This is a genomic window from Dyella humi (assembly GCF_044904605.1).
Classification (GTDB): domain Bacteria; phylum Pseudomonadota; class Gammaproteobacteria; order Xanthomonadales; family Rhodanobacteraceae; genus Dyella_B; species Dyella_B humi.
In genome coordinates, this window is sequence record NZ_JADIKI010000022.1 from 150043 (window position 1) to 164542 (window position 14500).

General features: G+C 60.1%; 8 protein-coding genes. 5 read left to right on the forward strand and 3 right to left on the reverse strand.

Features of this window, described 5'->3' with window-relative positions:
* Window positions 1-306: 306 nt before the first annotated feature.
* The 5 genes from ISP18_RS05610 to ISP18_RS05630 all read left to right on the forward strand — a co-directional run bounded on the left by ISP18_RS05610 (window position 307) and on the right by ISP18_RS05630 (window position 8205).
* Entirely contained in the window at window positions 307-2919 is a 2613-nt protein-coding gene (locus ISP18_RS05610; protein WP_380007821.1) for a bifunctional aspartate kinase/diaminopimelate decarboxylase, read from the forward strand.
* 86 nt (window positions 2920-3005) lie between these two features.
* The gene (locus tag ISP18_RS05615) at window positions 3006-3386 is read left to right on the forward strand and encodes an endonuclease domain-containing protein (RefSeq protein WP_380007824.1); all 381 of its coding nucleotides are present in this window, start codon (window positions 3006-3008) and stop codon (window positions 3384-3386) included.
* Between the two features lie 118 nt (window positions 3387-3504).
* Window positions 3505-4854, forward strand: a complete 1350-nt coding sequence (gene murL / locus ISP18_RS05620; protein WP_380007827.1) for a UDP-N-acetyl-alpha-D-muramoyl-L-alanyl-L-glutamate epimerase — start codon at window positions 3505-3507, stop codon at window positions 4852-4854.
* A gap of 1 nt (window position 4855) precedes the next feature.
* Entirely contained in the window at window positions 4856-6214 is a 1359-nt protein-coding gene (gene murD / locus ISP18_RS05625) for a UDP-N-acetylmuramoyl-L-alanine--D-glutamate ligase (RefSeq protein WP_380007830.1), read from the forward strand.
* Between the two features lie 344 nt (window positions 6215-6558).
* A complete protein-coding gene (locus ISP18_RS05630) occupies window positions 6559-8205 on the forward strand; it encodes an MASE1 domain-containing protein (protein WP_380007833.1) in 1647 nt (548 codons plus the stop codon).
* A 1-nt stretch (window position 8206) separates the two neighbouring features.
* Here ISP18_RS05630 and ISP18_RS05635 read toward each other — a convergent pair whose 3' ends face one another.
* The 3 genes from ISP18_RS05635 to ISP18_RS05645 form a co-directional block, all read right to left on the reverse strand.
* Window positions 8207-8407: a hypothetical protein gene (locus ISP18_RS05635; protein ID WP_380007836.1), complete on the reverse strand. Its 201-nt coding sequence runs from the start codon at window positions 8405-8407 to the stop codon at window positions 8207-8209.
* 220 nt (window positions 8408-8627) lie between these two features.
* Window positions 8628-10712, reverse strand: coding sequence for a M13 family metallopeptidase (locus ISP18_RS05640; RefSeq protein WP_380007839.1), 2085 nt, complete (start codon window positions 10710-10712; stop codon window positions 8628-8630).
* A gap of 278 nt (window positions 10713-10990) precedes the next feature.
* Entirely contained in the window at window positions 10991-14344 is a 3354-nt protein-coding gene (locus ISP18_RS05645) for a GH92 family glycosyl hydrolase (protein ID WP_380007842.1), read from the reverse strand.
* Window positions 14345-14500 lie beyond the last annotated feature (156 nt).

A 14500-nucleotide genomic window follows, 5' to 3' on the forward strand; every position in this document is an offset into this window, starting at 1 on the left:
AATCCCTCTCTCCTACGCCTGATTAGCGTCGAATCTCAGTTACACCTCATCGTCGCCCCGGCGAAAGCCGGGGTCCAGCGCCTTTCACGCGATTCGAAGTCACTGGATCCCGGCTTTCGCCGGGACGACGAGCAAAAAAAAGCACGGCAAGCTGAGATCCATACTAATTAGATCCCCTCGGGAGAGGGGCTATGCACCGCAAGCATTTAGCCATCCAAACGCTATGCCGATTTATCGGTTGCATTCCGGCTGACGCGTTGCAACACTGGCGGAATTGACTTTCCCGCAGCCCTAGACAGAGAAACCGTGACCTCGAATGCCCCCGCGCCGCTTTCCGCCGGCGCACCCTGGATCGTGATGAAGTTTGGCGGCACCAGTGTCGCTACCCTGCCGCGCTGGCAGAACATCCGCGAACTCATGGCCAGCCGTCGTGCCGAAGGCGCGCGCGTGCTGGTGGTCGTGTCCGCGCTGACCGGCATCACCGACGCACTCAAACAACTGTGCGCCCAGGAAGACAAAGGCAAACGCATCGAGGCTTACAAAACGATCGTGCAGCGTCACTACGAGCTGCTCGATCACATGCAGCTTGCCGTGCCGGACACTTTGGCTGCACGTCTGCGCGAACTGGCAAAGCTGGCCGAAGAAGGCCCGGCTGTGATGGGTGAACTCGCATGGTCCGCGCTGGTGCAGGCGCACGGCGAGCTGATGTCCAGCGCGTTGGGCGCAGCGTTCCTTTCGCACAGCGGCTTGGCCACGCAATGGGTGGATGCGCGCGAATGCCTTGCCGCAGTTGCGCTGCCGAATCAAAACGAACGCACCAAACTGCTTTCGGCGATGGTCGAGGCCAAACCCGATTCTGCATTGAACGAACGCTTGGCCAGGCTGGGTGAAGTGTTCATCACGCAGGGCTTTATCGCACGCGAAGCACAAGGCGGTACTGTGCTGCTCGGCCGTGGCGGTTCGGATACGTCGGCTTCGTATTTCGGCGCATTGTTGAAAGCGCAGCGTGTGGAAATCTGGACCGACGTGGCCGGCATGTTCACCGCCAACCCGCGCCAAGTGCCGGGTGCCCGCCTGCTGCAGAAACTCGATTACGAAGAAGCCCAGGAAATCGCTTCCACCGGCGCGAAAGTGCTGCATCCGCGCTGCCTGTCGCCGCTGCGTGAGCCGCGTGTGCCGATGTTGATCAAGGACACCAATCGCCCCGAGCTGGAAGGCACGGTGATCGGCCCGGAAGTGCGTGAGCATGCACCCAGTGTGAAGGCGATCAGCGCGCGCAAGGGACTGACGCTGGTGTCGATGGAGTCGGTGGGCATGTGGCAGCAGGTCGGCTTTCTGGCCGACGTGTTCGCGCAGTTCAAGCAGCATGGCTTGTCGGTGGACCTGATCAGCTCGGCGGAAACCAACGTCACCGTGTCGCTGGATCCCACCGAGAATCTGCTCGATTCCAACGCTGTCGCCGCGCTCGCCAGCGACCTGGCGAAAGTCTGCCGCGTGAAGGTAATTGCGCCATGCGCGGCGATCACGATGGTCGGTCGCGGCATGCGTTCCATGCTGCATACCTTGTCAGGTGTGTTGGCGGAATTCGGCCAGCTGCGCGTGCATCTGATCTCGCAGTCGTCCAACAACCTCAACCTCACTTTCGTGGTGGATGAGAGCGTGGTCGACGAACTGGTACCTCGCCTGCACGAAATGCTGATCGCCGCCGGCGCGTTGCGCACCGACGACAGCGCCTTGTTCGGACCAAGCTGGCAAAGCTTGTACGGCAGCGGCGAAACCGTGACGGCGGGCGATGCCTGGTGGCGCACGGAATGCCGCGAGCGCTTGCTGACGCTCGGCGCAGAAGCCACGCCGCGTTACGTCTATCACCTGCCGACCGTGCGCAAGCAGGCACGTGAGCTGAAAACGCTTGCTGCGGTGGATCGCCTGCATTACGCGGTAAAGGCCAATACGCACCCGGCCATTCTTGCTGCGCTGGCCGAGGAAGGCTTCGGTTTCGAATGCGTGTCGCCAGGCGAATTGAAAGCGGTGATGGCGGTGGTGCCCGAATCGGCGCCGTTGCTGTTTACGCCCAACTTCGCGCCGCGTGCCGACTACGCATGGGCGTTTACCACGCGTGCCACGGTATCGCTGGATTCGCTCTATCCGCTGGAGCATTGGGGCGATGTATTCCGCGGTCGCGAAATCGTGCTGCGCCTGGATCTTGGCCGTGGCCTGGGTCATCACGAGAAGGTGCGCACCGGCGGCAGCGGCAGCAAATTCGGTTTGCCGGTGGACCAACTCGACGCATTCTTGCGCCTGGCCGATGCGCATGGCGTCACCGTGCGCGGCCTGCATGCGCACCTGGGCTCGGGCATTCTCGACGTCAAGCACTGGGGTGAGGTGTACGGCCAGCTGGCCAGCATCGCCGAACGCATCGGCAGCGTCGCTTTCCTCGATATCGGCGGCGGCCTCGGCGTGCCCTCGCATCCCGGCGAAGCGCAGCTGGATATCGCGGCATTGCAGGAGATGTTGCACAAGGTGAAAGCCGCGTATCCGCATTACGCGCTGTGGATGGAACCCGGCCGTTACCTGGTGGCCGATGCGGGCGTGCTGATCACGCGCGTGACGCAGCAGAAAGGCAAGGGCTCGTGGCGTTATCTCGGCGTGGACACCGGCATGAACAGCCTGATTCGCCCCGCGCTGTACGACGCTTGGCACGAAATCGTAAACCTCACCCGCCTGGACGAACCCGCCACCGCGCTCTACCAAGTGGTTGGCCCGATCTGCGAAAGCGGCGACGTGATCGGCTCCGATCGCCGCCTGCCGGAAGCGCAGGAGGGCGACGTAGTGCTGATCGCCCAGGCCGGCGCTTACGGCAAGGTGATGTCCTCGCCGTACAATCTGCGCGATGAGGCGGAAGAGATCATTATTGAGTGATCTTGCGGCTTTTAACTCGCTCCCCCCTCCGGGGAGAGGGCTGGGGTGAGGGGTCAGCCTCGCCAGATGTAGAAAGGAACTCAGGGATGAAGCGGATGCATGTCCGCAGAGCAAGGGATCTGCGCGGCAACATGACAGATGCGGAGCGATTGCTGTGGTGTCATTTGCGCAATCGGCTGTTTTCTGGACGGAAGTTCCGCACGCAGCATGAAATCGATCGTTACATCGTCGATTTCGTATGTGCGGAGGCAAAGCTGATTGTGGAACTGGATGGCGGACAGCATGCGGAGCAGATGGAGCAAGATGCGGAGCGAACGCGCAGGCTGGAGACACTAGGCTATCGTGTACTGCGTTTTTGGAACGATGATGTTTTGACGAATACTGACGCAGTGCTTGAGGCGATTTTGGAAGTTCTCGCAAGATTCGCCCCTCACCCCAGCCCTCTCCCCGGAGGGGAGAGGGAGTAGAGCGCGAGGCGAGGTCAAACAATCTCGCCTTACCCAGCACCCTCTCCCTTCCGGGGGAGAGGGTTGGGGTGAGGGGTGAACCTCGCGAAGTGTTAGAAACAAAGCCGGAGCTTTCTGAGTGACCCACCCGATCCAACCCCGCCTGACCCAGGTCTTCCACTTCGTACGCCGCAGCTATGCCGACGGCGTGGCCGAGCTGGTCTATGCCTTCGACCAGGGTGAGGAATTGATCGAGCGGGTGCGTTTTCCTGCGCCGCCCGCGCTGACGCCGGAGCGCAAGCATGCGTTCGATGCCGCACTGAAGCTGCTGCACTACATCGCGGGCGTCAGTTACTACAAGGCGGGCGTGCCGCCGAAGATCGAAGTAGCCGACGGTCCACTCGACGACGCAACGGCGGATCTGCTCGATGCGCTGTACCTACATGGTCTGGCCGAATTCGCCTATCGCAACGGTCTGGACCTGCGCGGGCGTATCGCCTTCCCGCGATCCGGCGAGCCGCCGGGTAAAGTGGAGGCGTCCGCGTTGCATCTTCCCAAGCGCACCCTCGTTCCGATCGGTGGCGGCAAAGACTCCCTGGTCGCTGCCGAAGCGATCAAGCAGATCAGCGGTGAGGCGACCGCGGTGTGGGTGGGCAATTCGCCGTTGATCGCCGCCTGCGCTGAACGCACTGGCTTGCCGACGCTCAACATCCAGCGCGAACTCGCGCCCGAGCTGTTCGAATTGAACCGGCTTGGTGCTTGGAACGGCCATATTCCAGTGACGGCGGTGAACTCGGCGATTCTTGCCGTGGCCGCCGTGCTGTACGGCTTTGACAGCATCGCCTTCGCCAATGAGCGCTCCGCATCAGCCGCCACGCTGGAATACGAAGGGCAGCAGGTGAATCACCAGTGGAGCAAGGGTTACGCGTTCGAGCGCATGCTCAGTGATTGGCTGCATACGCATGTTGCAGCGGATCTGGACTATTGTTCCTTGCTGCGGCCGTATTCGGAACTTGCGATCACACGTGCGTTTGCGAAACACACGCAGTACTTCGACGTTTTCTCCAGTTGCAACCGCAACTTCAAGATTCTGGGGCCAAAGCCCGCCGATCGCTGGTGTGGACAATGCCCGAAGTGCCATTTCGTATTTCTCGCGCTGGCGCCGTTCCTGCCCAAGCCGCGCCTGCTCGCCATCTTCGGCCGCAATTTGCTTGATGATGAATCGCAGGCAGCCGGTTTCGATGCGCTGCTCGAATATCGTGATCACAAACCGTTCGAATGCGTGGGCGAAGGCGCTGAAGCGCGCGCGGCGATGTACACGTTGAGCCAGCGTCCGGAGTGGCAGGAAGACGCGCTTGTCGCACGTTTCCGTAGCGAAATCCTGCCGCAGCTCGATGCTTCGCAGCTCGCGCCGGAGCCTTGGTTGCAGCCATCCGGCGAACATCGCGTACCGGCGCGCCTGCAAGCGGCGCTGGCGGCGATCGGTTGACATGCGCATCGCCGAACTGACCGGGCAGCGCGTAGCGATCTGGGGTTTTGGACGCGAAGGGCGCGCAGCCATTCGCGCGATTCGCCAGCGTCTGCCGGATTTGACGCTCGCGCTCTATTGCAACGCATCCGAAGCAGTGGAAGCGCAGGTATTCGATGCGGCACTGAACGTCTACCCGAACGAACCTGACGCCGTGGCGCTCAGCGCTTATGACGTTGTGGTGAAATCGCCGGGCATTTCCGCCTACAAGCCCGTGATTCTTACTGCGCAAGCGCAGGGTACGCGTTTCACCTCAGGCACCGCGCTATGGTTTGCTGAGCATCCGCAGGCGCGCGTCGTTGCGGTGACTGGTACCAAAGGCAAAAGCACAACCACGGCATTGATCGCGCATCTCGCACGGATGTTGGGCGTGCGCACCGCGCTGGCCGGCAATATTGGCCTGCCGTTGCTTGAGCTGCTCGATGGCCAGGCCGAACTATGGGCAATCGAATTGTCCAGCTTCCAGACTGGCGAAGCAGGGTCATTGGAACTGGGTGTGATCACCAGCCTCTACGAGGAGCATCTCGATTGGCACGGCTCGCGCGAGCGTTACGTGGCTGACAAGCTCAAACTCGCTGACGCAGCTCGCCATTTGCTGGTGAACGCCCAACAACCCACGCTGCTGGAAAAAACGTCCCATCACGCGCATCGCCTATTATTCGGGCATACGGAAGGTTGGCATGTGGCGGAGGGATTCATCCGTCGCGGCACGGCTGACGTGTTTTCGTTGCAACGCCTTTCCGTTCCTGGCCTGCACAACGCCTTCAATGCTTGCGCTGCGCTCGCCGCGCTGGAAGCGATGGGCATCGATGCGACGGCGGCGGCACCGGGGCTGGCTACATTTCGTCCATTGCCGCATCGCCTGCAAACGCTTGGTGAGCGCGACAGCCTGCAATGGATCAACGATTCCATCAGCACCACACCGCAGGCGACGCTTGCGGCGCTGGAGAGCCTGCACGATCGGGAAGTCACGGTGATCGTCGGCGGGCATGATCGCGGATTGGATTGGACACCCTTCGTCGATGCGGTCAAATCGCGCACAGCCTTGCGCATCGTGACACAGGGCGCCAACGGCCCGCGCATCGCCGCCGCCTTGCGCGTCTCCAAGTCCGAGGTGCCCATGGGCGATGTCGACAAGTTGTCGGATGCTGTCGAGATGGCACGCATCATCACCCCGCCGGGTGGTACGGTGCTGCTGTCGCCCGGCGCGCCGAGTTTCGATCAATTCCATGATTACGCCGAACGTGGGCGACACTTCGCTGCGCTGGCAGAGTTTGACGAGCAAGCGATCGTGGGTATTGAAGGGCTGGGTATTGCCTGAGCCATCGATGCGGCTGCGCTGAGCGCAGATCTAACTTCACGCCAGCGACGATTGTCACTCGCCATCTAGTTTGCGCATTGTCCGTATACGAACGCTGAAGCCGCTTGCGTCTGCAAGCGGGCTAGGTCGTTGCTGCTCGCTTCGTACACTTACTTCGCCGTTATCTCTGACTAATCTTAATTAGTGGAAATGCCTTCATGCATATTCAGCGATCCCTTATAGGGTTTGCCTTGGCTATGCCGTAGTTTTTCGTCATTCCGCGCCTTTATAGGCAGTTGGCTGATTGGCTGCTTTGCGTATCAAGGGATATCGGGTTGCGGCTACTTTGCAGGAGGGTTCAGGAAGTGGGAGAGGGATTGAGAGGACGTCGGTGGCTGACGCATATCCTCGTCGCAGCCGGTTACGCGCTTGCTTATTTCGTGGTGCGTCCATTTTCCGATGCGCAGTGGACGCTTACGTCGGGACTTCGTGTTGCATGTCTTCTCTTGATGCCGTATCGCTTCTGGCCTGCTTTAGTGCTGGGAGAAGTTCTCCCATTGGCCTACTGGAACTATCAAGAAGGCATGGACTTCGGATGGATTTGGATGCTGCTTGCATCCATGCCACCGATTACCGTGGGAATGCCGATAGTCTGGTGGTGTCGTCATCGTCTGGCCCTGTTTCCATCACGCCGTTTGGTCAACATAGGCGCCCTGCTGCAATGCCTGTTGTTGTTGTCGATGGCTTGGGCGTTTATGAGCTATCTGCTGTATCTGACAGCCAGCCCGTCACATCATGAGAATGCGGCGGCTCCTGCGCTAGGTACGGTCATGTATTTTCTTGGCAACTATTTGGGCATGGTTACCATCTTGCCATGGGCGCTTCTGGCAAGACTGGAGCAATGGCGGGGGCAGTGGCGTTTCAAGCTGAAGCAATTGCTTGCCAATCACATGTCACGCGACATTTTCGCCATCGTGCTGCCGTCAATGGGAGCCCTTTCCGCGCTAAGTTATGTTGATCAGGGTGACCTTGGGGAGGTGGCGCGTGCAGCGATGCTATTACCTATTGCATGGCTCACACTTAAGCACGGATGGCGTGCTTCATTGCTCGGAAGTACGTTCGTTGTGACGTGTGTCTGTATGCTTTTTGCCTGCAAACCTGACGGAGAAATGCTGCAGGTGCAGAGTTATGTGGTCATTACGGTAACTTGTCTCTGTGCGCTTGGTGCGCACGTCTCATCGCGACGTCAGCAGAAAGAGCAAGTCATGACGTATGTGCAGCAAACAAAGCAAGCCGCCAAAAGTAGTTTGAATTTTGGTGATCGTCATTTGAAACAGGCTTCGCGGGCACTGGAATGCGTGCTGAGTGTGCTGGAAGTAGAGCAGTTGAACGTGTCGGAGAAATTGCGGCATGTTGCAACGGACACAGAAAGAAGCATTTACGACAAGCAAGCAGGTCTGCTTCAGAGACGGATATACCATTTGGCGGAAAGCATGCATCCCAGCGCCTGGCGCTTAGGTGGAATGCAAGCGGCGCTGCGCGATTCCGTGGGGCGCGTGCTGAATGAGGCTGGCCTGTTGTATCGCTTTAGGACAAAAGGGCAGCGTTCCAACGCTCTTTCGCCGAGCATACAAGTCGCCATTTATCGTAGCGTTTGCGCTGCCGTGGCATCGATGAGTTCGGATTTGGCATGCGCTAGCGTCGACGTAGTCATGCGCGAAGGCATGACGCATGGTCATCCATGGGTCATGCTGCGTATCGATGGAGGGCTGAGCAAGCTGGCTATCGCACGTAATGTTTGCCTTGCACAAGAGCGCGAGCGCGTGGCGCCAAAATTGGGTGCACACGCGCTCGATTTCCAGGAATTGCGGAATCTCATTCAACTATTCGATGGTGAGTTACGCATTCGAGAAGGAAGGGATAAAGTGCGAGTGACAGCCTTACTGTTCGATGGCGCCCAAAGAGTGAGGGAAAGCACTACGGCCTTCACCCCTCCCTTATGGGTAAGCTGAATTACTGATTGACTCTTCCGCCACCGGTGCAGTAGGAGCAGGTTCCGATTAGGGCCTCGACGCTGTTTGTCTGTGCTGTCGTCGATGTGGTCGTTGTCGTGCTGCTTGTGGTGGTCTGCGCAAAGGAGATGGTCGACAGACCAACAGTTAAGGCGAATGCGGCGATGGTTTGACGAACAAAGCGACTGGTGATGCGGAACATGATGCGCGTCCTTTACGTTGGTGGTGGAGAATTTCCCCTGCGACTGCAATGTAACAAGACGCGTACTACGGAAAAGACGGCGTATTTCGTATTGACAGGTCCTCGTTCTGTGTGCTTTTCGGTAGGTTTGCAGAAAATTCCTTGAGCGTATTTTGCTCGACAAAAAAAGCCGCACTCGAAAGAGTGCGGCTTTTCTCGGTTTTCCTACTCGCTTCGATGTTTACCAGATCTTCACGCGCTCATCGGGCGCCAGGTAAAGCTTCTCGCCGGGCTTCACGTCGAAGGCCTGGTACCAGCCGTCGATATTGCGGACGGTCAAGGCGCGAAATTCTGCTGGAGCGTGGACGTCGGTGGCAAGCCGCTGGCGTTGTGCCGCATCGCGGATCTTGGAGCGCCAGGCTTGGCCAAAGGCCATGAAGAAGCGCTGGTCGCCGCTGAGGCCGTCGATTACCGGCGCAGGCTTGCCGTCGAGCGAGGCGTGATAAGCCGCATAAGCCGCGGTGAGGCCGGATACATCCGCGATGTTTTCGCCAAGGGTCTGCTGACCATTCACGTGCAGACCGGGTAGGGCTTCGTATTGATCGTATTGCTTGACCAGCTTTTGCGTGGCGGCTTGGAAGTGGGCGGCATCTTCGGACGTCCACCAGTTTTCCATCTTGCCCTGCGCATCGAAATCGGCGCCGGTGTTGTCGAAGCTATGGCTAATTTCATGGCCGATGATCGCGCCGATCGCGCCGTAGTTGGTAGCGGCATCCGCATGCGGATCAAAGAACGGCGGCTGCAGGATCGCGGCCGGGAAGTTGAGCGCATTCTGCAGCGGCAGGTTGACGGCGTTGACCGTTTGCGGCGTCATCCACCATTCGCCCTTATCCACCGGCTGGCTGAGCTTGGCGAGCTGGTGCTTGTATTCCAAGGCCTCGGCGCCTTCGTGGTTACCGAGCGGGTCGTCGGTGCGGATATCCAGTGAGCTGTAATCGCGCCAGGTATCCGGATAGCCCACGCTCACGCGCAGCGTGGCGATCTTTTCCTTGGCCTTGGCGCGCGTGGCTGGCGTCATCCACGCCAGCGTATCGAGGCGTTGGTCGAAGGCGGCCACGATGTTCTTCACCAGCGCTTCCACTTTCGCCTTCGAAGACGCAGGGAAGTAATGCTTCACGTAGAGCTGGCCCACCGCATCGCCGAGGTCGGTGTTGGTGGCGTTCACCGCACGCTTCCAGCGGTCTTGTTGCTTGGGAGTGCCCTGCAGCGTAGTACCGTAGAAATTGAAGCTGAGGTCCGCATAGGCCTTGGGCAGCAGCGGCGCGGCCTTGTCCAATGCGTGATAGCGCAGCAGTTGCTTCCAGCTTTCGATTGGCTCGCTACCCACCAGCTTGGCGATGTCGGTGGTGGCGGAAGGTTGCCATACGTCGATCTGCTGCTGACCATCAAGGCCGGCAGCCTTGAAATAGGCGTTCCAGTTCAAGCCCGGCGCCTTCTGTGCAAAGTCAGCCATGCTCCAGACGTTGTTGGCCTTATGCACCTCCTGGCTGTCGACCAGGCTTTCCTGCGCCTGTGCGATTTTTGTTTCCAGCGCGATGATGGCCTTGGCCTGTGCTTCGGCATCCGGCGTGCCGGCAAGCTTCAGCAGCGATGTCACGTAGGTTTCGTACTTGGCGCGGGCTGCAGCCATTTGCGCATCCTGCGACAGGTAGTAGTCGCGGCTGGGCATCGCGATGCCGCCCTGCAGCAGGTAGGCCAAGTTGTGCGATGGATCTTCCAGGCCTTGCGTGACGAACAGGCCGAACACATTCGCGGTGTGGAAGTTGGTGGCGTTAATCGGATCGACGTCGGCACGCATCTCGCTGCCGAGTACGCTGGCGAGATCGTCGCGAGTCTTGATGGCATCGATGCGTTCGAACTCCGGCTTTAGCGAAGCGAGGCCGCGTTTTTCGATGTTGGCCTCGTCCATGTAAGCAGCGTAGTAGTCGGCGATCTTGCGCTCGTTGGAGCCGGATGCGGCATGGCCTTGTGCCACATTGCGGATCAATTGGGAGGTCTGCTTCTCGGCCAACTGGTACACCTGCAGGAACGTACCGGTGCTGGAGCGATCGGGCGGAATCTGCGTCGTCTTCACCCAGTTGCCGTTGGCGTAGTCGAAGAAGTTGTCGCCGGGCTTCACCGCGTGATCGATGCCCTTCAAATCGATGCCGATATCCGTGCGGCTGGCTTTTGTTGTCACCGCTTCGTCCATCGCGGCGGGCGAGGCTGCCATGGCCGTGGTGCTACTTAAAACGGCGGCGGTGAGAATCCATCTGAATCGCTGCATGGCGATCACCTTTTTATGTGGGGAGAAGTTCCCCAACATAGCCCGCTCGGGCGGGCTTGTGAGCATGACTTTCGGGCTAGCTGGTTGCTCTACGCATCTGCACGATTGCGATGGTCTGCTCCCTCCCCTGCTTGCAGGGGAGGGCTGGGGTGGGGTGAGTACTAGCCTCAGACTTCCCCGCAAGTGTTCACCCCCTCCCAGCCTCCCCCTGCAAGCAGGGGGAGGGGTTGCTCGAGGCTTCGTTTCGGCCTTACGTAAGCGACGGCTACGCTGGAACGTCAGTGTCCCAACAATGCAATCTCTGCCAGCGCCTTCGGCGCATTGTTATCGAACCGAAGCCGATAGTACGCATGCACATCGGGCTGACGAATGCCGAACGCACGTGTCTGCCGCGCCCAGGGGAACTGTTCGTTCTTGCGGGTATCCAGCACCGCCCAATGTTGCCCATCATCGGAGGCTTCCAGCGTCCAGTTCGACGGCGCCAATGCCTGCTTGGCGGAGGTAAGCGTATACATCGCCACCGCACGTGGCTGCGGGAAATGCCAGCTCACCATGGGATGCGAACCGGGCAACTGTGCCTCGGTATCACTGGTGTGATCGAACAAAGCCTTGAGATCGGGCATGGCCGGATCGCTGGCGGGCTCGCCTTGGCCGATGCCGACCAGATCGTGCATTGGCGAAGGCTTGCCTGCGGTCGTAAGCGAAGGCGGTAATGCCTGCTCATCGCTGCCCCACGTGGAGGGCTTCGGCCCCATCACGAAATCCAGCGTCGCGCCCTGGGCAAGCAGCTCATGCGGCAAGCTGAGCTTGTTCCACGGCTGACCGTTCACACGCAGGCTTTGCACGTAGCGGTTGACGTCGCTTACCTCGGGGGCGTTGATCACGATGTGCTTGCCGTTCTCCAGCGCGATGTCCATGTGCGGGAAGTAGGGCGCGCCGATGACGTATTCGGGTGTGCCCATGCGCAGCGGATAGAAACCGGCGGCGCTGAACAGCCACCAGCCAGACATTTCGCCGTTGTCCTCGTCGCCCACGTAACCCTGGCCGATCTCGCTGCCCAGGTATAGGCGCGATAGCACATCGCGCACCTTGTCCTGCGCCTTCCACGGTTCGCCAGCGTAGTCGTACATGTAGATGATGTGATGCGAAGGCTGGTTGCTGTGGCCGTACTGGCCCATGCGCACGGCCTGCGCTTCGCGCATTTCGTGGATCGGTTCGCCGTAACCGCCCACGTGGTAGACGCCAGGCGTGGCGAAGAACTGATCCAGCTTCGCGCCGAGTGCCGCGCGCCCGCCATACAGCGCGGCAAGGCCGGCGCCATCCTGCGGTGCGTGGAAGGTCATGTTCCACGCATCTGTTTCGGTGTAGTCGTCGCCCCAGCGCAGCGGATCGAAATTCTGTTTCGTATAGCGCCAGCGGCCTTGCGCATCGCGGGCGACGAAGAAGCCGATGTTGGGGTTGAACAGATTCGCGTAATCCAACGCGCGATCGTGGAAGTAGTCGGCATCTTCCGCGTAGTGCGCCTGATACGGATCCTGCGCATCATGCTGTGCTGCCAGCGCGCTGGCCAGGTTGCCGATCGCGAAATCGGCGATATACCCATCCATCGACCAGGAAAAACCTTCCTTGATCGCGTAATCGGTGTAGCCGTGGAAGATCGAACGTTGCAAGCCCTTGCGGCCGGTGCCTTTCAGCGGGCTCACTACCGTCGCGTCCTTCAATGCCGCCTGATAGAACGATTGCACGTCGAAGTTGTGTACACCTTTCAGCCACGCATCGGCGAAGGCGACGTCGGCGCTGGTACCAACCATCAGATCCGCGTAGCCCGGCGACGACCAGCGCGCAATCCAGCCGCCGTCGCGATATTCCTGCACGAAGCCGTCGATCATCGCGCCCGCTTGCTGCGGCATCAGCAGTACGTAGGCCGGCCATGCTGTGCGATAGGTATCCCAGAAACCGTTGTTGACGAACACCTTGCCATCGACGATACGCGCGCCGGTATGCGTAGGCGTGTTCTCGCCTACGGCGAGGGAGAAGGGACTGGCATAGCGATACACCGGGTCGTTGGTCGTACCGGTGTTCTCATACGCCGAGTTGGGATACATGAGCAGGCGATAGAGATTGGAATACAGCGTAACGAGTTCGCCGTGGCTGGCGCCTTGCACTTGCACGATGCCGAGCTGTTTGTCCCATGTGTTCTGTGCACGTTCGCGCACGTCATCGAAGCTTTCCTGCGGCGCGATTTCCAGCTCCAGGTTGTGCTTGGCCTGGTCCAGGCTGATCAGCGACGTGGCGATGCGCACGTTCACGCTTTTCGTTTTCGACGTATTAAAGCCGAACCACGCCGTGACCTGATCGCGGCCTTCGCCAGTAAGCCGTCCGCTTTCGGCCACCGGCTGATCGACGGTGGCGTAGAAGAATAGCCGCGTGGCGCCGGTGGAGAGCGTGCTCTTGACGTCGGAGTAGCCGCTGAAGCTGCGATGCGCGGGATCGAGCGTGATGCTTCCCTCATCCGTGCGATTGTCGAATACAAGTTGTCCACGCTGGCCCGGGAAGGTGAAGCGGAGCGCCGCGGCGTGATCGGTCGGCGTGATCTCGCCGACGATGCCGTTGTCGAACGTCACCTTGTAATAGTGCGCGTGCGCCACTTCGTTGGTGTGGCTGAAACTCAGCGCGCGCTTCTCGCGGTTTGCACTCGGTGCGCCGCTGGCGAGCGCCGCGGGCATCATCTGGAACGTCTGTCGATCGCCCATCCACGGGCTGGGCTCGTGCGAAAGCGAGAACGCTTCGAGGCGCGGACGATTATCGGCATCGTTGCGCCGCTGATATTGATACATCCAGTCCGAGCCGGCATCGGTTACTGGTGCCCAGAAGTTGAAGCCATGCGGCAGCGTGACGGCCGGAACATTGTTGCCGCGCGAGAAGATGTAACCGGAGTTGGTGCCGCGCAGGATATTCACGTCGTCGCTCGGACGTTCGTTTGCGACAAGTGCCGGCGAGGGCCCGATGCGAAGATCGTCGAGGAAACCCTGAAACTTCCCGGCCGGCCCTTCGTGCACCAGCACTACATGGCGAATGCGTCGGCCGGCAGCGACCTTGCCCACGTCGATCGTAAGTCGGTTCCACTGATTCACGTAAACCGTGCGGCTCGCGCCCAGCGCGTGTGCATTCGCACGAATGCGATGCTGATCCTGTGCGCTACCGGTAGAAAGGCGCGTGCCATCGTCGAACACCAGGTCGACGGCGACATAGGTGGAAGGATCGGCCAGATCGTTTGCCGTGATGCAGGGAAACAGCAGATAGGAAAGTTGCGTAGTCGCCTGCACCGGCAGATCCACGTCGAACATCGTCGCTTCCTGCCTGCCGCCCGTCTGGCCTTCATAGCGCAGCGAGTGCAGGCCGGTGAAGCCGACGCCGGGCTTGGTGGTATACGCGTCGTCCGCCGAAGGGCCGCCGTCGATCGCGATGCTGAAGGCAGCGGTGTTCGAGCGGGCGAGCGGTGCCGGTTCGCCGGTTTCGAAGGATGTGTAGAACGTGTCGTTCCCTCCGGCGCTGACGACGGTGGCGCAGCAGGCGAGCGCGAAGAAAAGCAGCTTCTGCCGGAAGGAGGAGCGAACGGTGAAACCTGGCATTGGATTACCCCTATGGGAGTGCATGCGGGTGACGCGGCGCCACGCCAAGTCCCGGATTTGATCGATCTAAATTCGGGGTGTCAAACCGCAGCGCAGCATCATGACCACTGGACGGCAATTTCTTTCGATGGGGGTAGACTGTCGATTTCCAGTTTG

Bases quoted from the DNA above. Each gene is read 5' to 3' on its own strand.
- ISP18_RS05615 (WP_380007824.1), top strand. From the start codon at position 3,006: ATGAAGCGGATGCATGTCCGCAGAGCAAGGGATCTGCGCGGCAACATG.
- murD (WP_380007830.1), top strand. From the start codon at position 4,856: ATGCGCATCGCCGAACTGACCGGGCAGCGCGTAGCGATCTGGGGTTTT.
- ISP18_RS05645 (WP_380007842.1), bottom strand. From the start codon at position 14,344: ATGCCAGGTTTCACCGTTCGCTCCTCCTTCCGGCAGAAGCTGCTTTTC.
- ISP18_RS05640 (WP_380007839.1), bottom strand. From the start codon at position 10,712: ATGCAGCGATTCAGATGGATTCTCACCGCCGCCGTTTTAAGTAGCACC.
- ISP18_RS05635 (WP_380007836.1), bottom strand. From the start codon at position 8,407: ATGTTCCGCATCACCAGTCGCTTTGTTCGTCAAACCATCGCCGCATTC.